The following is a 19802-nucleotide window of genomic DNA, read 5'->3' on the forward strand; positions in this document are numbered from 1 at the left end:
TTCATATTGTTAAAGATGTAATCTAAACTAACTAAATTAAAGATTTAAAATGTTACTTACCTGATCTTAATACTTTAAAAACAGCACTTCCTATTTTAATTTCATCATCAGCCATAAGTTTAAATTGTTCCTCAATTTTTTGATCATTTACATATATTCCATTAGTACTATTTAAATCTTCTATATATAAACTATTATTCTTTACATATATTTTTCCATGATTTCCTGATACAAAAGGTTCTGTAAAAATAATTATGTTATCTTGCTTTCTTCCTAAAGTAACATTTCCTCTTATAGGTATAACTGATCCTTGTTCAAGAGTTGAATTAACTCCTGCCTCAATAACTTCAAGCCCATATACTCTATCTGAATTGTTACCTTTAGTTTTTCCGCCGGTTTTAACATCTTTATACATTATTTTTAATGAATAATATATTATTAAATATAATATTATAATAAAAAGTATTCCACCTATAAAAGTCATTAACTTGGTAATATTCATATTTTCACCTCAAAATTTAACTAATATCCTCCATTATATATTAAATCTATTTCTAAAAAATAACAAGTCATAGCATATTAACTTAAAAGTTTCTTAAGATATTTACCTGTGTAAGACTTTTCTTTCTTTATTATATCTTCCGGCCTTCCTTGAGCTACTAATGTACCACCTTTATCTCCGCCTTCAGGACCTAGATCAATTATATAATCAGCACACTTAATCATATCTAAATTATGTTCTATAACAACTACACTATTTCCTGCATCAACTAATCTTTGAAGTATTTCAACTAATCTATTAACATCATCAACATGAAGTCCTGTTGTTGGCTCATCTAAAATATACAATGTTTTTCCTGTGCTTCTCTTAGATAATTCAAATGCTAATTTAATTCTTTGAGCTTCCCCTCCTGATAGTTGTGTAGATGGTTGACCTAATCTAATATATCCAAGACCAACATCATTTAAAGTTTGAAGTTTATTTTTTATTCTTGGAATATTTTCAAAGAACTCTAATGCTTCTTCAACTGTCATATTTAAGACATCATCAATATTTTTACCCTTATACTTTACTTCTAATGTCTCTCTGTTATATCTCTTACCTTTACATACTTCACAAGGCACATAAACATCTGAAAGGAATTGCATTTCAATTCTTATAATTCCATCTCCAGAACAAGCTTCACATCTTCCACCTTTAACATTAAAGCTAAATCTTCCTGGTTTATATCCCCTCATCTTAGCTTCTGGCGTTTGAGCAAATAACTCTCTTATAATATCAAAAGTTCCTGTATAAGTTGCTGGATTTGAACGTGGTGTTCTACCTATAGGACTTTGATCAATATCAATTATCTTATCTATATTTTCATATCCTGTAATTTCTTTATATTCACCTGTTGGATTTTTACTTCTATTTACTATTTTATTTAATCCTTTATAAAGAATTTCGTTAACTAATGTACTCTTACCTGAACCTGATACCCCTGTGACCATTGTTAACATCCCTAATGGGAATTTAACTGTTAAATTCTTAAGATTATTTTCTTTAGCTCCAACTACTGTAATAAAGTTTCCATTTCCTTCCCTTCTTACTTCAGGAATCTTAACTTCCTTTTCACCAGTTAAGTACTGACCAGTTTTGGATTCCTTACAAGCCATAATTTCATCAACAGTACCTGCTGCAATTATTTGTCCTCCATGTTCCCCTGCTCTTGGACCAATATCTACAATAAAATCCGCCTCTTTCATTGTATCTTCGTCATGTTCTACAACAATAACAGTATTTCCTACATCTCTTAAGTTCTTTAATGTTTGTATTAATTTGTCATTATCTCTTTGATGTAATCCAATACTAGGCTCATCTAATATATATAAAACTCCCATTAATGCAGAGCCAATTTGAGTTGCAAGTCTAATTCTTTGTGCTTCTCCACCAGATAAAGTCCCTGAGCTTCTTGAAAGATTTAAATAATCTAAACCTACGTTAACTAAAAATTGTAATCTACTTTTAATCTCTTTTATTATTTGATCACTTATTATTCTATCTTTTTCGCTAAACTCTATTGAGTTAATAAACTCTAACTCTTCCCTAATTGGCATTTGAGTAAATTCATATATATTTTTATCTCCAACTGTAACAGCTAATACTTCATTATTAAGTCTAGCCCCCTTACATTTTGGACAGTATTTATTACTCATATATTGCTCAATTTCACCTTTTAATACATCAGAATTTGTTTCTATATATCTTCTTTGAAGTGAATTTATTTCTCCATCATAAGAATAAAGATATTTAGCTGTTACACCTTCTTTAGTATATGTAACTGTTAATTTATGTCCTTTAGTTCCATAAAGTAATAAATCTACATGTTCCTTAGATAATTCCTTTATAGGTCTATTTAAATCTAAATCATATTCTTCGCTCATGGCTTTTAATATGGCATATGTCCATGAATCTTCTTTTAATCTTCCTTCACCCCAAGTAGATATAGCACCTTCCATAACACTTAATTCTTTGTTGGGAATAACCAAATCTGGATCTATCTCCATTAATGTTCCTAATCCATCACATTTTTCACATTTTCCAAAAGGAGCATTAAAAGAAAACATTCTTGGCTCAAATTCTTGTATACTTATTCCACAATCAGGACAAGCAAAATTTTCACTAAGTAAAATATCTCGTTCTCCAATTACATTTATAATAACCAATCCTTCTGCTAACTTTAAAGCTGCTTCTAAGGACTCACTTAATCTACCTTCTATTCCTTCTTTTATAATAAGTCTGTCAACAACTGCTTCTATATTATGTTTTTTATTTTTTTCTAATTTTATTTCATCTTCCGAAAGTTCATATATCTCGCCATCAACTCTAGCTCTTACATATCCGCTTTTCTTGATATTTTCTAATACCTTTTCATGAAGTCCCTTTTTTCCTCTTATAATTGGAGCTAAAACTTGTATTTTAGTTCTATCCCCAAGAGACATTACTTGATCTACTATTTGGTCAACTGATTGCTTACTTATAACCTTTCCACACTTAGGACAATGTGGAATACCTACTCTTGCGTATAATAATCTTAAATAATCATATATTTCTGTTATTGTTCCTACTGTAGATCTTGGATTTTTACTTGTAGTTTTTTGATCTATAGATATAGCTGGTGATAAACCTTCTATATAATCAACGTCTGGCTTATCCATTTGGCCTAAAAATTGTCTTGCATATGCTGATAAAGATTCAACGTATCTTCTTTGACCTTCTGCATATAAAGTATCAAAAGCTAAAGAAGATTTCCCTGAACCTGATAACCCTGTAAAAACTATTAACTTATCCCTTGGTATTTCTAAAGATACATTTTTTAAATTATGTACTCTAGCACCTTTTACTATAATTTTATCTTTCATTTTATACCCCTCTAGTAAATGATAAATTTAAAATGATAGTTATGCCTAAATAAAAACTTTAATTACACATAAATTCTTTCCATTTAAATAATCATTTCCTTAACTTCTATTATTATATTTTTATCAGAAAGAGTTTAATTTACTCTCGAACAAATATTCTTTATTTCATTTTAGATTTGTTATTTTTTATTGTCAATTAAATTTTAGCATTCTTTACATTTAACCTTTAAATATAACTAATTTTAATAAAAACTAATTAGTTTTAAACATAAAAAAACCTATAAGATAGTTTTTAACATTCTATCTCATAGGCTATATATTTTTAATATCTATAATTTTGTAGTGGTAAAAATTTTATGTTTTTTAAAATAACTGTATAACAAAATATATATTAATACTTAGTATCTTCTAATCCACAGAATGCATCTACTGGACTTACACCCTTAAATTCTGAACGTCCCATCATTTTATCAACTAATGCTTTAAGCGTATAATCTTTACTATCATAAGTATTTATATAAGTCTTAACTTGTGGTACATCAGCTAAATGGAATGGACATTGTACTGAAACAAAGATAGTAGGTATTTCATTTACATAGAATGGAATATCTGGAGTACCTTTACTTGGTGGCCATTGAAGACGCTGGTCAACACTTGCCCCTACATCAGCTAAATTTATAATTAAATCATATTTTGAAGTTAATTCAGCTATTGGACGCTTACCAGCATAAACATTTCCAAGTGCTGCACCCATTTCTTCTTTTGGTAATTTCATAATTTTGTCTATTGGTGATTCATATATTTCTATTTGGAATCCCTCTTCTTCTAATAATTCTTTCATTATATCTACAGGACCTTTTTGTACTCCTTGCATAAGAGCTATAAATTTACCAAATCCACCTTCGAAACCTTTAGCATTTACAAGTAATACTTTTTTAGTCTCATTTGGTGAAATTGGGAATATATCTTCATTATTCTTAACTAAAGTTATTCCCTTATCAGCTATTTCTAAAGCCGCTTTCTTATTTTCTTCTAAACCAATCTTGGCCATAGCTTCTTCTTTTGGTTGTAATATTTCAGCCTTAGCCTTCTTATGTAATCCTAAAGAAGCTTTTAAACCTAATATTCTAGCTAATGCATCATGAAGTCTTTCTTCAGTTATAACTCCATTTTTATATCCTTCCATCATCCATTGGAAATCTTCATCTGGATCATTGAAAAATAAGAATAAATCACTACCTGCTGCAATTGCAGTTGGTAACATATCTTTACGCTTCATAGCAGAAGTCATAGCAACCATATGAGATGCATCAGTTACAACTAATCCATTGAATCCCATTTGACCTTTTAATAAATCTGTTAATACGTATTTACTTAAAGTTGCAGGCATATTCATTTCTTGAATTGTAGCATTTGGATTGAAGTATCTTACGTATTCTGGTAAAGCAATATGTCCAGCCATTATTGATGGAAGACCTGCTTCAATTAATCCAGAGTATACTTTTCCAAAAGTAGCATTCCAATCTTCAACTGATAAAGTATTTGGAGCAAATGATAAGTGTTGATCTCTTTCATCTATACCATCCCCTGGAAAATGCTTAGCAGCTGGTAAAATTCCTGATTCCATTATACCTCTCATATACTCTAAAGATAATTCTAAAGTTTGATCAGCATCTGCAGACCAAGTTCTAGTAGATATTATTGGATTTCTCCAGTTCCTATTTATATCAACAATTGGGGCAAAACTCCAATTACATCCTATAGCAGATGCTTCAACCCCAGATATTCTTCCTAATTCATAAGCATAGTGTGGATCTTGAGTTGCAGCAATTTTCACTTCATTACCAACATATGTTCCATCTGTACAGGCTCCATTTCCACCCATTTCTGTATTAGCAGCTATTAATAGTGGAATTTTAGAATTTTCTTGTAATATTCTGTTTTGTTCATATACTTCTTCAGCTTTGCCTGGATTGTAACGAACAGCCCCTATGTGATAATTATCTAAAACACCCTTTAAATATTCTTCATCACGGCTCGCTCCCATGTTTACAAATAGTTGTCCTATTTTTTCTTCAATAGACATATTGTGTATTGTATCCTCTACCCATTTTATAGCTTCTTCATCTAAATTATATGGTTTTACTTTTAAATTTACCATTTAAGTTTCCTCCTTATATTCTAACATTTTTAAGTATACGTATACTTATTGTAGTTAATTTTATTAAGCTGCTCTTCTTTCTTCTAATGCTTTATTCATTTCAGCAACTTTTTTCTTAGAAAGATTATATACAAATATTAAAACTATTGTAGTTAATATAAATCCTCCTGCAGCCATTCCTATCCCTATATTTTTAATACCAATTCCAATACTTTCTGCTTGTACTGTAGCTCCTGATTGATATCCTAGTAAAGACAAGGCAAATCCTCCCATACCACCAGATATAACTTGTCCTAATTTTCTAGCTAATGAATATGAAGAATAAACTGTACCTTCATTTCTTTCTCCTGTAGTATATTCTTGATAATCAATAGCATCTGAAACTAATGCCCAAATTATTGTATTTACTAAACCAGATCCTAAGCCTGCTAAAAACGATAATACAAGAAATATTGATACTGTTAAGTTAGGAATAAATAACATTACTATATACATAGAAGCTGCAAAAGTTGATCCTAACACTGCTGATTCCTTTTTACCAAGTTTTCTAACTATTGCTCCTGCAAATGGTATTACAACTACAGAGGCTACCATACCAATCATTCCACCCAAAGCTGTAAAATTAGTAGCTTTAAAATAATCCTTGAATATATATACATTTAAACTGCTTAATGTAAATGTACCACCTAACATTAAGAATGAAGCTATTGCTACACCTAAAAATGCTCTATTCCTAAATAATAATCCAACTGTTTCTATAATCCCTTTTTTACTATTAGTTGTCTTGTGTACTATTCTTTCTCTAGTTAATCTAAAATTAAAGAAGAATGATACTGTTGAAATAATTGCTAAGATTACTGCACAAATTATAAATCCTTCTGCTGTAACTTCACCTTGTGCATTGAATATTATTTTTGGTACTAATACCATTACTAAAATATTAGCTAACATAGATCCAAGATTTCTAAAAGTTGATAAAGCTGTTCTTTCATTAGAATCATTAGTCATTACTGAAGCTAATGAACCATAAGGTATATTAACTGCTGTATACAACATTCCATATAAAATATATGTGACATATGCATATGGTAACTTAAGATTATCTGGTAAGCCTGGTATTGCTGTAAAAGCTAATATTCCAACAATAACCATTGGTAAACCAAATCTAATAACATATGGTCTAAATTTACCATGTTTAGTAGCTTGTGCCTTATCTAAAAGAACTCCCATTATAGGATCATTAATAGCATCCCAAAATCTAGCTACTACAAATAGAGTACCTACGGCTGCTGCACTAACTCCTAAAACATCTGTATAGAATACCATTAAGTAACTACTTACAAAAGCAAAGAATGCTGCACATCCAAAATCCCCAAATGCATATCCAACTTTATCACCCATATTAAACGATTTCACTTGTTCTTCTTTTTTACTTATTAAATCAAGAATCATAATTAATTTATCCTCCCAAACAATTCTTCATGAATACATTTACATTTTATTTTTTATGGTACCTTTATATAGAATGGAAAAATCATCTGCTTGAAATTTCCATTCTAATTTATCAATGATTATCTTTTAAAATATTTCTCTGAGTTTTTATAACAAATATTTTCTATAATTTCCCCTAATATTTCTTCATCATAAGGATATTGACCTGATTCCACTAAACCTCCTAAATAATTACATAATATTCTTCTAAAATATTCATGTCTTGTATATGATAAAAAGCTTCTTGAATCAGTTACCATTCCTACAAATTGACTTATAAGGCCTAGTTGAGATAATGCCATCATTTGTCGTTCCATTCCATCTTTTTGATCGTTAAACCACCATCCAGATCCAAATTGAATCTTTCCAGCTATATTTCCGCTTTGAAAATTACCAATCATTGTTCCAATTACTTCATTATCTTTAGGATTTAAGCAATATAAAATTGTCTTTGGAAGTTTATCTTCCTTATCTAATTCATCTAGTATTCTTGAAAGTGAATATGCTATTTCTCCATCATCAATACTATCAAATCCTGCATCTGCTCCTACTCTATTAAACATTCTTGTATTATTATTTCTTAATGCTCCTATATGAAGTTGCATTATCATTTTTCTTTCTGAATACATCTTTCCTAATGCTATTAATAATGCGCTTGAGTATTTTGATGCTTCTTCATTTGTTACGTACTCATCATTTAATGCCTTAGTAAAAATCTTGTTAATTTCTTCACATGAGTAATTATAAAAAATAACTCTTTCTAAGCTATGATCAGTAATCATGCATCCGTTGTCATAAAAATAGTCTAATCTAACCTCTAGAGCCTTTTCTAAATCACTAAATGATTTTATTTCAATCTTACTAACTTCTGATAATTTATTTATATATTCTTTAAATCCTTTATTTTGTATCTTCATTGCTCTTTCTGGTCTAAAGCTTGGATTAACTGAACATTTAAAATTATTATCCTCTTTTATTTCTTTATGATATCTTAAATCATCTATAGGATCATCTGTAGTTCCAATATAAACTACATTTGCCATATCTATTAACTTTTTTGCTGTTAATTTATTTTCTTTTATTGCTTTATTGCATTTTTTCCAAATTATATCTGCTGTTTTTTCACTTAATGTTTCTTCAACTCCAAAGAATTTCTTAAGCTCTAAATGTGACCAGTGATAAATTGGATTTCCTATTAAATAAGGCATCATTTTTGCAAATTGATAGAACTTATCATAATCACTAGCATCTCCAGTTATGTATTTTTCATCTATACCAAAGCTTCTCATAGCTCTCCACTTATAGTGGTCATGGTATAGCCACATTTCTGTTATATTTTTAAATTCATGATCTGTGGCTATTTCCATAGGAACTAGGTGACAGTGATAGTCAAACACTGGCACCTTTGAAGCGTAATTATGGTATAAAACTTTTGATACTTCATTTTCTAGTAAAAAGTCTTTATCCATAAATTTCTTCATTTTAATATCCCCTTACAAATTAATTATTCTTGTTTATTCTTTTTAATTGCCTCAATTAGTCCATTAATATACACTGCACCTAATGCTCTATCATATAATCCATATCCTGGTCTACCTGTTTCTCCCCAAATCATTCTTCCATGGTCTGGTCTGTAAGGCCCTTGGAAATCATAATCACAGTAAGCTTTAACTATTTCATAAAAATCTAAAGAACCGGCTTCGGATAAATGAGCTACTTCATTAAAGCTACTATCTCCTGTTATTTTTACATTTCTAAGATGAGCAAAATGTATTCTATTTCTTTCTTTTCCAAAATAATTAACCATTTCAACCATATCATTAACTTTTGTACACCCTAGAGAGCCTGTACATAATGTTACTCCATGATAAGGACTATCATATAAATCTATAAATCTCTTTAAATTATCAAAATTAGTTATAATTCTTGGTAATCCAAATATTCCCCATGGTGGATCATCCGGATGTATTGCCATTTTCATTCTTACTTCATCAGCAACTTTCATTATTCTTTGTATAAAATAATTTAAATTACTCCATAATATTTCTTCATCTATATCTTTATATTGCTCTAGTAAACCTTTAAGTCCACCTTCACCATAAGATGTATCCCATCCTGGTAATTCTAATTCACCTAATGCCGGATCCATCTTTTTAACTTGCTCTTCATCATATATTAGACAAGTTGAACCATCCTCTAATTCATAATTTAAATCAGATCTTGTCCAATCAAATACTGGCATAAAGTTGTAACAGATTGTATCTATCCCAGCCTCTGCTAAATTTCTGATTGTTTGTATATAATTATCTATATATTTATCTCTTGTTGGTAACCCAAGCTTTATATCTTCATGTACTGGTACACTTTCTATTACAGAAAGCTTTAATCCATGACTTTCTATCTCATTCTTTAATTCTAAAATTCTTTCTAATGGCCATACTTCTCCAACTGGAATATCATATATAGCCGTAACTATTCCTTTCATACCTGGTATTTGCTTGATGTATTCAATTTTAACTGGATCATCTTTTCCATACCATCTGAACGTCATTTCCATGATTTTTCCTCCATTTTAATAATTTAATTATTATTTTCAAACTTCAATGCTACATCCTTGTAAATACTAGTATACAAGTTTTCTTAAAAATTTTAAGCTTTAATTTTATCCATTTTTTTAACGAAAGCTTTAGCTGTATTTTCTATATCCTCAAGTGTTCCTTTTATTAATGAGCTTCCAACTCCAACACAAGAAACTCCATTTGCAAACCATTCATCAATATTATCTACTGATACTCCACCTGTTGGCATTATTTCAACATGTGGAATAGGTGCTTTTATTGCTTTTACATATTTTGCACCAAAAACATCACCTGGGAATAGCTTAATCATTTTATTTCCAGCATCCATAGCTTTCATTATTTCACTTACTGTCATACAACCTGGTAAATAAAGAACTTTCCTTTCTTTACAAACCTCATTAACTTCCTCACTATATCCTGGACTTACAACATACTTTGCACCAGCTTCAATTGCGTCTGAAGCCATTTTACCATTTAAAACACTTCCAACTCCAATTAATGCTTCTGTATGTGAGGTATATTCTTTTATAAGATCACATACATTGGGTATTGTATAAGTAAGTTCCAATGATTTAATTCCGCCTCTTAAGCAAGCTTCCATGTAACCTCTAGCTTCTTCATGACTTTTACCTCTAACTACAGCTACAATTCCATTTGCTTTTAATTCATTTAAAATCATTTTCCCTTTCCCCCTTATACTCCTGAATAAGCAGAAAATGCTCCATCTACTGGAATAACTACTCCATTTACAAATCCTGATGCTTCTTCAGATACTAAATATAGTAATGTTCCTATTAGTTCATCAGCTTCACCAAATCTTCTCATAGGTGTACTATTAAGAATCTTTTCAGTTCTTGCTGTTGGTGTTCCATCTTCATTAAATAATAATTTTTGATTTTGAGCTGTTACAAAAAACCCTGGTGCTATTGCATTAACTCTAACCCCTACTTTAGACATATGTACCGCAAGCCATTGAGTAAAATTGCTTACTGCTGCTTTTGCCCCTGAATATGCTGGTATCTTTGTAAGTGGTGTAAATGCATTCATAGATGATATGTTGATTATTGTAGCACCATCTTTATTAAGCATATCCTTACTAAATTCTTGTGATGGAAGTAATGTACCTAAGAAATTTAAATTAAATACAAATTCTACACCTTTTGGATCTAAATCAAAGAATGTTGTTAATTCATCATTTTCTAAATCTTCAATTTCTAAGTATTCTTTAGTTGTAGTTCCTTTTGGATGATTTCCTCCAGCTCCATTTATTAATATGTCAACTGACCCAAATTCTTTAAGAATTATTTCATGAGCCTTTCTTAAACTTTCTTTATCTAAAACATTGGCTTCAATACCAATTGCTATTCCACCTTTTTCATTTATCTCTTTAGCTTTATTATCACAAGCCTCTTGTCCTAATGCTAAAATTGCAATTTTTGCTCCACATTCTGCAAGTGCATCAGCCATTGCTCCGCAAAGAATTCCTGTACCACCTGTTACAACGCAAACTTTATCTTTTAAATCAATATTAAATGGTAATTTCATTTTCCATTCCTCCTTGCAATTACTATACTTGTATACTAGCATATTAATATATAAATTACAATAACTTTTTTGAAAACATTTAAATTTTTTTATATACTAAAAAAACCATATAATATTAACTTTAATATTATATGGCTTCCTTTTATATTATTATTTATATTTTTAATAAATTTATTTATTAATTCTTCAATATTTTCTCTCATTATTTAAATATATTTTTTAATTAAACTATATATTTTGCTATTTCAGAGTTCTCTTTTATCAGTTTCTTCCATTGCTCAACTGGTTCTTTTATATGATGTGATACAACCTCTTCAATATGATTTATATCTTTATTTTTTATAATATCTAAATACGTTATATGTTGGTCAACTAAAAATTCTTTATTTAACTTTAATTCAGCTAATAATCTCATTCTATTATAATGAGTACTTATATTACAAATAGATTCCCATACATTAACCTTATTTATACCTTTAAATAATAATTTATGAAATTCTTTATCTAAGTTATGGAATTCCAATAAATTATCACCTTTTTGTGCAACTAATTTTTGTGCAAATAAACATTTCTCCATTTCCATTAATGTATCTTCTGAAAATTTTTCACATGCTTCTTTTAATGCTTCTTTTTCTAAGTTATATCTAATAAAAATAGCTTCTTCTATTAAATTCCAATCTATTAACGAAACATAAGTTCCTGCCTGTGGCTTAACTTCTATCAACTTTTCAGCCTTAAGTTTTATTAAAACCTCTCTTATTGGTGTTCTTGATACATTTAAGCGTTTTGCTAATTCTGACTCACTTAACAACTCGCCTGGCTTTAATTCTAAACACATAATATTATCTTTTAATACTCTATATACATAATCTTTTCCAGTTTCTTTATCTAACTTATCATAAAGTATCACCTATAATTACCCCCTAATATTTTTGCTAATTTATAAATTACGAGACCTTTTATCCTAGTACACTAGTATAATTACATTTTATTATATCATAAAAAAATTAGGTATATATACTATACCTAATTTTTTTATTAATTTTATTAATATCTTATTTCTTATAGCCGAAATTTGGTATATTAGTCCATCTTTCACGTAAAGAATGAGCTATCATCTTAGGCTTTCTTTCTCTAGTAAATATCCCCTTTTTATTACCTTGGACTCTTATTATACCTTGACTTGTAGCAAAATCTGCAAAATTCCACGTTTGTTCTCCAACAAAGTTTTTACATTTGTCTACAACTTCATGATTAGCTTCATAATATTGTACTTGATATTCTTCAGTAAACATAACTGGTACTGTATCATGCATTCCTGCAACAGTGTCTGCACCATACTCTGTAAACATTATAGGCGTATTAGGACATCTTTCTTCCCAACCTCTTAGTTCTTCAGCAAGCATTCTTTTAGCTTCCTCTAAATCTCCACCTGCTACATACCATCCATAATATCTATTAAGGCATAATACATCTACTATATCCCCAACTTTACATTTATCCGGAGTAGAGTATAAATATGTAACTACAGTCACAGGTCTCTTTTGAGGATCTAATTCCTTTGTTAACTTTATTAATGGTTCAAAATATTCCTTTGCTCCTTCTGAATCAGAATCTGGTTCATTTGCTACAGACCACATTACAACACATGGATGATTTTTATCTCTTGAAACTAATTCTCGTAAGACTTGTTCATGTGCTTCTTTAGTACCTATCTCTTTCCATGTATCCCTTTTTACAGAATCACCAAATAATCCAGTGGCCATAAAGTTTAAATGTAATCCCACTGCTGGAGTTTCATCAATTACAACTATTCCTTCTCTATCTGCAAGTCTCATTATTTCCTCTGAATAAGGATAATGTGCAGTTCTAAATGAGTTTGCTCCAATCCATTTCATTAAATTAAAATCTTTTATATTAACAGCTTCGTTCATTCCTCTTCCATTTATATAAGAATCTTCATGTTTTCCAAATCCTTTAAAATAGAATGGCTTATTATTAATTAAGAACTTTCCTTCTTTAACTTTAACTGTTCTTACACCAAAATCTTCAAAATAAGTATCGATTACTGTATTATCATTTAATAATTCAACTTTTAATTTATATAGATATGCATTCATAGGTTCCCATAACTTAACATTATCTATAACTAAATTTCCACACTTTCCTGTTTCTTGTGAAACTACATTATTATTCTCATCAATAATTGATACATTAATATTCCCTTCTCCTACAGTCTTAATTTCATAATTAACATATCCTACTGTTTCTTTAAAATCAGTAACAATTGTTATGTCTTCTATATAATTCTTAGGAGTTGTATAAATTTTTACAGGTCTATGTATTCCTGCATAATTGAAAAAGTCAAAATTAACTAAATTTTTTACAACTCTTTTTCCATTAACCTCTACCTCTTTTACTAATCCAACTGGTAAAGTGCTCTCATCTATTATATTATTTACAGCAACAGTTAATCTATTTTCACCTTGTACCAATAGATTATTTATTTCAGCCTCAAAAGGAGTAAATCCTCCCTTATGCTCAACTAATAATTCTCCATTTAAATATACTTTTGCTTCATGAGTTACTGACCCAAATCTTAACACTATTCTTTCATTAGTTAAAAACTTAGGAACAATAAAATTTCTTTCATACCATACCCATCCAACATGATCTCTAATTTCTTGATTTTCTACTAAATCATTATATGAAGCTGGTACAGCCATTTCTATAGTATTTTTTAATGGTGATTTTCTCCATTCTTCTGTAAGGCCATATTCCTTATCTAGTTTAAACTTCCATATACCATTTAAATCTATTAATTGTCTTGATTCTGTAACTATTGGATATAACATAATAACCCCTCCAAAAATTTATTTTAATAAAATTTATTATTTTTTTAAAATTTTACCTTTTTACATTGCATAATCCATTATCTATAACTGAATTAATTGTATCTTCATCAATAATATTTATATCTCCTATTATTGAATGCTTCAAAGCACTAGCACATGTTCCAAATTCTACAATTCTTTCATTTTTCATTTCATTTAAAATTCCGTGAAGTATCCCTGCTGTAAAAGCATCACCACCACCAACTCTATCTAATATGTCAAATGTATGCTTATTTGATTTAAATAACTGATTTCCATCAAATAAATACCCCTGTAAAGTATTATTGTTTATTGAATTTACAATTCTCTTAGTACATGCTACATATTTTAAATTTGGATATTTTTTAAATAGCTTCTCGTAATTATATTGTAATTTTTCCTCAACCCCTAAATTATTATCCTCAAACTTTAATATATTTTCCATATCTAGCTGTCCTAAAAAAGCAAAATCTATATATGGTAATATTTCTTCTAAAACTTCCTTTGCCTCATCTATAGACCATAACTTCGATCTATAATTAGAATCATAAGAAACTAGTATTCCTTGTCTTCTACATTCCTTTACAATATCTATTATTAACTCTTTTAAATTATTGCTTAAAGCTGGAGTTATTCCTGATAAATGAACTAATCCAACATCTTTTAGCATTTTTTTTATATCAAATTCTTCTTTTTTAGCCATGGAAATTGCTGAATACTTTCTATCATATATAACTTCAGTACTTCTAAGTCCATGTCCTATTTCAGAATAATATACACCAAGTCTACCTTCACCTATCACAACATCGTTTACATCTACATTATAACCCCTAAACTTACTTATGACTTTTTCTCCTAAATAATTATTTGGTAATTTAGTTATAAACTTAGTATCATGACCCATAATAGCAAGACTTGCTATTACATTTGCTTCTCCTCCAGAATATACAGCCTCGAAAGAATTAGCTTGTATTATTTTTTGATTATTAGGAGGCGTAAGTCTTAACATTATTTCTCCAAAACCTAATACTTTTTTACTTTTGAATTGTATGTTTCTCATCCTACCCCTATCCTTTCCCAATTATATATAAGATTATTTAGATAAATTTAATCTAAATTCATTTATAACTTTTTCTTGATATTCACCTATATATAAATCACCAATAAATTTTTCTAAAGCCTCTTTAGTAAATCTTTCCCAAGAATCTTTTTCTTTTTTAACCATTATTGGATAATATAAAACTTCATTTGATTCAGCAGCTTTAAGATCTCCTAAAGCATCACCTACCATTAAAACCTTTGTTCTATCATATCCCTTTTCAATAAGCTTACTTATACAATAAGCCTTTGATCCAATATTTTGAGTTAAAACTATATCAACATTTTCTAAAAGTCCATTATGACTCCATTCATCTAAAACTGCTTTTTCATTTGCAGATGATACTATTGCTATATCTGCAATTTTTTTAGCTGCTATTATAGCCTCTTTTACTCCTTCGAATGGACATTTTTCATCGTCACTTAATAAATCTATTGATTTATTTACAGCTTTTGACCATTCTAAAGCCCTTTTTATACAAATATTATTTGTCTTTTCTAATTCAGCTTCTAAAGATTCATTGGAAAGTTCTAAAGTTTCCTCTGTCCATTTTAAAAATTCATCTAAACCTTCAATTTTTATATATTTATCATTAATTTCAGTAAGAGCTACTGCTAACCCCTTAAATCTATTTATTCCCCTAGTTAATGTATAAAGATTAACTTCATTCCAACTATCTAATATAGTCTTTCTCCACTTTTCAAGATTCCATTCTGTAATCATACAAGGTCCAAAACACTTTATATGCTTTATATCCATAGTATCTATTTCACATCCATCAGAATCTATACAAATAAGAAAATCTTTATTTTTTATAAACTTTTCTAATATATTACTCATCTTGTCAACTACTATTGTATTTTTATATTATATTTGGAGTTAGTACTTCAAATCAGTGTGTAGACTTTTGAGTATTATTAAAATTTTCCAATTCCCTAATAACATCAAATTTTGGTAATATTGCTTAAGTATAAAAGAATGGTACTAACTCAAATATAATAATTATAAATTTACTTTATACGAAAGTATTTATACTAGTGTATACTAGCATATTAATTTCCACATTTCAACTACTTATTTATTACTAAATTAGTTCACAACTATAAAAAGCAACTATATAAATATATAATTGCTTCCTTAATAAAAATATTTATTAAATTATTTACCTAAAAAATATATTAATTCCATACAATAGTTATTTTTAAATTCTCATCCTCTACTTCAGCACTTATTCTCTGGCCTAACTTCTCCACTAAAACATTAGTTATATATAAACCTAATCCTGTATTTCTATCGCTTCTTGATTTATCCACAGTATAAAATCTATCAAAAATCTTATCCACATTTTGTTCATTTAATCCTATTGCTTTGTTAATAAATTCTGTTATTATGATATCGTCTTTTTGTTTTAAAGTTATTTTTACAAACTTTTCTCCATGTTTAATCATATTACCTATTAAATTTGAAAATATTCTAATTACAGCACTTTCATCACATATTATATCTCTTATATTTTCATCTATTTCTATAATAGGCTCAATATTATTATTTATAAAATCATTATAGAACAATGCAATATTTTCACATAATATTTTGCTTAAATTTATTTTTTTATAATTAAATTTATATTCATTTCCTTCAATTCTTGATAAATCATAAAAACCATTAATTAATTCTTGCAAGGACTTTGTCCTCTTCTCTATTATTTCTAAATACTCTTTTCTTTCAATTTCTGAAAGATCCTTTTCCTTAACCATTTGCATATATCCCATTATAGAAGTTAACGGTGTTCTCAAATCATGAGACATATTAGATATACTTTGTCTTAATTCTTCTTCTGTCTTCTTTTTTGCAGCTACTACTTTTTGTCTTTCGTCATATAGCAAGTTGATATTAATCACTAATTTTTCTATATCTTTATCAATAGTTGAAGTTTTTATATTAGTATATTCATTTAAGTTTTTTTCAATTTGCATACTTATTTTTCTTAATTCTGTTTTATTTTTAATAATAATACTTATTAAAACAATAATTACCACTATTAAAAGATATATTATTCCCATTAATTCTCCTTTTCTACATATCAATATTATATATCTATCTTATTGTATTTTTATCATTAAATTTAACACTATAGTAATTACTTAATTATATTCTAAGTATTAAATATTTCCAATATAATACCTTTATAAACATAATAAATAATTTCACCTTCAATATTATTCATAATTCTAAAAAAATGATCGGTTATAGTTACCGACCATTTTTATTCATTAATTAAAACTATTACTTTTTTATACTAAAGTTCTTTAAATTTAGTTACTCCTTGATTAATTAATACTTCCCATGCAACTACTAACATTACTAATAATATTATAGCAACTATACTTAAAAACATTATAAAATTACTTATTCTAAATAAATATACTGCACCTATTCCTAATCCAATTGTGGCCATAACAAATACCATTGTAATAAATACACTTGTGCTTTGTTTTACTACTACTGTAGGGTTTGTCCAGTCCAATTTAGGGAAATATAAATTTCCTATCAATCCTACAACTGGTGATAATAATGAAAATATTAAGCTTATTACAAGATTAAATATTAAATACTTAATTTCATAATTTAATCCTATAAATAACAATATATTAGAAATAATTGTAGCAGGAACTGTTATAATTAAATTCATTAAAATCTTACCTTTAAATATTTTTACAGTATCAATAGGTAGTGATTTAATTATCCATAATCTATTACCTTCTAATGAAATTGATGAATTAGTAGTACATGATAACCCTATAGTAAATACCATTAATACTAATGCCATCATAGGAATTAAATCTTCCATTCCTTGATACCCTAATAAAACTAAAATCTGTTCTCTACTTAAAAATAAACTGACAACAGATGCTGATACTAGCAATACCATTGCAAATGCTGTATTAAAAATATATATTGGTGTTGCTATATATCTCCTTAATTCTTGTATCATTAATGCTTTTAGGATACTTTTTTCTTCTAAACTTCCAACCTTATAATTGGCTCTTCTATAAGTTTCAGATAGCTTTCCATTAATAATCTTAAATGTTTTTGCAAATACAAATATAAAAATCATAAATGGTATTATCGATATAATTATAAACTTAACTAAACTAATAAAATCAATATTTATTAATGCATTTTTTAAATATAAAGCCGGTGGATATATACTAGATAATCCATTTACTATTGATTCACTATTAGCTATAAATTCATTAACATATTTTTGTGAATTAAATGAGACTGCCATAATACCAAGTAAAATTATCATTCCTACTATTACAGTTGCTATATTTTTATGCTTAAATCTTGATGATATAAATGTTATTATAACTGCGATTATTGAAGCTGCTACTATAGGTATCATTGGTACAAATATTAATGATATTGTTAATATTAAAAAATACATCCATGATAAACTTCCATTATATCTAAAATAAACTATAGATGCTGGTATTAATATAAGTGCTGAGCTTATAAAATTTATAGACATAAGGCTAATTATTTTACTAGCTAATATTGTGGTGTTCTTTATAGGCAAAGACATTAATAAATCATAATCTTTTGCATTAAATAAAACACCTTGAGCCTTGTATATTGATGTAAAAAGTCCTAACATACAACTTACCAATATAGCCATTACTAATAATAAATCTAAATAACCTATTTCTTGTAATGCTTCCGCCATCATTAATGAATATGTCGTTGACATAAAGCAAATTAAAGCTCCAATAAATATCAACATAAATGTTGAAAATAATAGCTTTTTCTTCTCTTTACCTCCATTTATTCCATTAGCTAAAGAATTAATACCTGTATTATTTATAAATGAATTTTTTAATATAACTAATAAATTACTCATTATCAATCAACTCCATAAATACATCTTCTAAAGAGCTATTTCCTTTAACCTCTTCCATAGTTCCTTCTGCTACAATCTTTCCACCTTTAATAATTGCAATCTTATCACATAATTTTTCAGCAACTTCTAATACATGAGTTGAGAAAAATATAGAACTTCCTTCATTACATATTTCTCTCATTATTTCTTTAAGCGTATGAGCTGCCTTAGGGTCTAGTCCAACAAAAGGTTCATCTAAAATTAATAGCTTTGGCTTATGAATTAATGCTGATATAACAGCTAGCTTTTGCTTCATACCATGCGAATATGACGATATTAAATCCCCTAAATACTTAGTTAACTCTAATTTATCTCCATAATATTTAATTAATTTTTCTCTTTGAGCTTTACCAACCTTATATATATCTGCAATAAAGCTTAAATACTGAATGCCAGTTAACGCTTCATAAAGATCTGGATTATCAGGTATATAGGCCATAATTTTTTTACATTCTATTGTATCATTTTTAATTGATTTTCCATTAACTAATATATCTCCATCATTAAAATCTAATATTCCTACAATAGCTTTAATTGTTGTAGTTTTTCCTGCTCCATTATGTCCTATAAAGCCAAATATTTCTCCACCATTTACATTTAAAGATATATTGTCTACTGCTTTTTGTCCTTTTGAATATTCCTTAGAAAAATTCTTTATATCTAACATACTAACTCCCCTTTTTATCATTGATCTATTTATCCTAAT

General features: G+C 28.1%; 15 protein-coding genes. All 15 read right to left on the reverse strand.

The window, feature by feature from the left end; translation table 11 throughout:
* Nucleotides 1-52: 52 nt before the first annotated feature.
* On the reverse strand, nt 53-502 hold the full coding sequence (locus tag HMPREF0216_RS05490) for an FHA domain-containing protein (protein WP_005212192.1): 450 nt from the start codon (nt 500-502) through the stop codon (nt 53-55).
* A 77-nt stretch (nt 503-579) separates the two neighbouring features.
* The gene (gene uvrA, locus HMPREF0216_RS05495) at nt 580-3405 is read right to left on the reverse strand and encodes an excinuclease ABC subunit UvrA (RefSeq protein WP_005212194.1); all 2826 of its coding nucleotides are present in this window, start codon (nt 3403-3405) and stop codon (nt 580-582) included.
* Nucleotides 3406-3796: 391 nt separating this feature from the next.
* A complete protein-coding gene (locus HMPREF0216_RS05500; protein ID WP_005212195.1) occupies nt 3797-5566 on the reverse strand; it encodes a glycoside hydrolase family 3 protein in 1770 nt (589 codons plus the stop codon).
* A gap of 63 nt (nt 5567-5629) precedes the next feature.
* On the reverse strand, nt 5630-7018 hold the full coding sequence (locus HMPREF0216_RS05505) for an MFS transporter (RefSeq protein WP_005212198.1): 1389 nt from the start codon (nt 7016-7018) through the stop codon (nt 5630-5632).
* A gap of 119 nt (nt 7019-7137) precedes the next feature.
* On the reverse strand, nt 7138-8538 hold the full coding sequence (uxaC, locus tag HMPREF0216_RS05510; RefSeq protein WP_005212199.1) for a glucuronate isomerase: 1401 nt from the start codon (nt 8536-8538) through the stop codon (nt 7138-7140).
* Nucleotides 8539-8561: 23 nt separating this feature from the next.
* Complete coding sequence (gene uxuA, locus HMPREF0216_RS05515; RefSeq protein WP_005212200.1) at nt 8562-9614, reverse strand: mannonate dehydratase; 1053 nt, start codon at nt 9612-9614, stop codon at nt 8562-8564.
* Nucleotides 9615-9706: 92 nt separating this feature from the next.
* Complete coding sequence (gene eda / locus HMPREF0216_RS05520) at nt 9707-10315, reverse strand: bifunctional 4-hydroxy-2-oxoglutarate aldolase/2-dehydro-3-deoxy-phosphogluconate aldolase (protein ID WP_005212201.1); 609 nt, start codon at nt 10313-10315, stop codon at nt 9707-9709.
* 14 nt (nt 10316-10329) lie between these two features.
* Nucleotides 10330-11181: an SDR family oxidoreductase gene (locus HMPREF0216_RS05525; protein WP_040419064.1), complete on the reverse strand. Its 852-nt coding sequence runs from the start codon at nt 11179-11181 to the stop codon at nt 10330-10332.
* 223 nt (nt 11182-11404) lie between these two features.
* On the reverse strand, nt 11405-12091 hold the full coding sequence (locus HMPREF0216_RS05530) for a GntR family transcriptional regulator (RefSeq protein ID WP_005212203.1): 687 nt from the start codon (nt 12089-12091) through the stop codon (nt 11405-11407).
* 145 nt (nt 12092-12236) lie between these two features.
* On the reverse strand, nt 12237-14036 hold the full coding sequence (gene uidA, locus HMPREF0216_RS05535; RefSeq protein WP_005212204.1) for a beta-glucuronidase: 1800 nt from the start codon (nt 14034-14036) through the stop codon (nt 12237-12239).
* Between the two features lie 52 nt (nt 14037-14088).
* Nucleotides 14089-15114, reverse strand: coding sequence for a sugar kinase (locus tag HMPREF0216_RS05540; RefSeq protein ID WP_005212205.1), 1026 nt, complete (start codon nt 15112-15114; stop codon nt 14089-14091).
* Nucleotides 15115-15147: 33 nt separating this feature from the next.
* Entirely contained in the window at nt 15148-15993 is an 846-nt protein-coding gene (locus tag HMPREF0216_RS05545) for an HAD family hydrolase (RefSeq protein WP_005212212.1), read from the reverse strand.
* 338 nt (nt 15994-16331) lie between these two features.
* A complete protein-coding gene (locus tag HMPREF0216_RS05550) occupies nt 16332-17216 on the reverse strand; it encodes a sensor histidine kinase (RefSeq protein WP_005212221.1) in 885 nt (294 codons plus the stop codon).
* 236 nt (nt 17217-17452) lie between these two features.
* A complete protein-coding gene (locus HMPREF0216_RS05555; RefSeq protein ID WP_005212223.1) occupies nt 17453-19057 on the reverse strand; it encodes an ABC transporter permease in 1605 nt (534 codons plus the stop codon).
* Nucleotides 19050-19763, reverse strand: a complete 714-nt coding sequence (locus HMPREF0216_RS05560; protein WP_040419066.1) for an ABC transporter ATP-binding protein — start codon at nt 19761-19763, stop codon at nt 19050-19052. The genes HMPREF0216_RS05555 and HMPREF0216_RS05560 overlap by 8 nt, the downstream gene beginning before the upstream one ends.
* Nucleotides 19764-19802 lie beyond the last annotated feature (39 nt).

Source organism: Clostridium celatum DSM 1785 (assembly GCF_000320405.1).
Taxonomy (GTDB): Bacteria; Bacillota; Clostridia; order Clostridiales; family Clostridiaceae; genus Clostridium; species Clostridium celatum.

Excerpts from the sequence above, each read along its gene's own strand:
- HMPREF0216_RS05505 (WP_005212198.1), bottom strand. The coding sequence starts at position 7,018 with ATGATTCTTGATTTAATAAGTAAAAAAGAAGAACAAGTGAAATCGTTT.
- HMPREF0216_RS05555 (WP_005212223.1), bottom strand. The coding sequence starts at position 19,057 with ATGAGTAATTTATTAGTTATATTAAAAAATTCATTTATAAATAATACA.
- HMPREF0216_RS05525 (WP_040419064.1), bottom strand. The coding sequence starts at position 11,181 with ATGAAATTACCATTTAATATTGATTTAAAAGATAAAGTTTGCGTTGTA.
- uxuA (WP_005212200.1), bottom strand. The coding sequence starts at position 9,614 with ATGGAAATGACGTTCAGATGGTATGGAAAAGATGATCCAGTTAAAATT.
- uvrA (WP_005212194.1), bottom strand. The coding sequence starts at position 3,405 with ATGAAAGATAAAATTATAGTAAAAGGTGCTAGAGTACATAATTTAAAA.
- HMPREF0216_RS05490 (WP_005212192.1), bottom strand. The coding sequence starts at position 502 with ATGAATATTACCAAGTTAATGACTTTTATAGGTGGAATACTTTTTATT.
- HMPREF0216_RS05500 (WP_005212195.1), bottom strand. The coding sequence starts at position 5,566 with ATGGTAAATTTAAAAGTAAAACCATATAATTTAGATGAAGAAGCTATA.
- HMPREF0216_RS05560 (WP_040419066.1), bottom strand. The coding sequence starts at position 19,763 with ATGTTAGATATAAAGAATTTTTCTAAGGAATATTCAAAAGGACAAAAA.
- HMPREF0216_RS05545 (WP_005212212.1), bottom strand. The coding sequence starts at position 15,993 with ATGAGTAATATATTAGAAAAGTTTATAAAAAATAAAGATTTTCTTATT.
- eda (WP_005212201.1), bottom strand. The coding sequence starts at position 10,315 with ATGATTTTAAATGAATTAAAAGCAAATGGAATTGTAGCTGTAGTTAGA.
- uidA (WP_005212204.1), bottom strand. The coding sequence starts at position 14,036 with ATGTTATATCCAATAGTTACAGAATCAAGACAATTAATAGATTTAAAT.
- uxaC (WP_005212199.1), bottom strand. The coding sequence starts at position 8,538 with ATGAAGAAATTTATGGATAAAGACTTTTTACTAGAAAATGAAGTATCA.
- HMPREF0216_RS05550 (WP_005212221.1), bottom strand. The coding sequence starts at position 17,216 with ATGGGAATAATATATCTTTTAATAGTGGTAATTATTGTTTTAATAAGT.
- HMPREF0216_RS05540 (WP_005212205.1), bottom strand. The coding sequence starts at position 15,114 with ATGAGAAACATACAATTCAAAAGTAAAAAAGTATTAGGTTTTGGAGAA.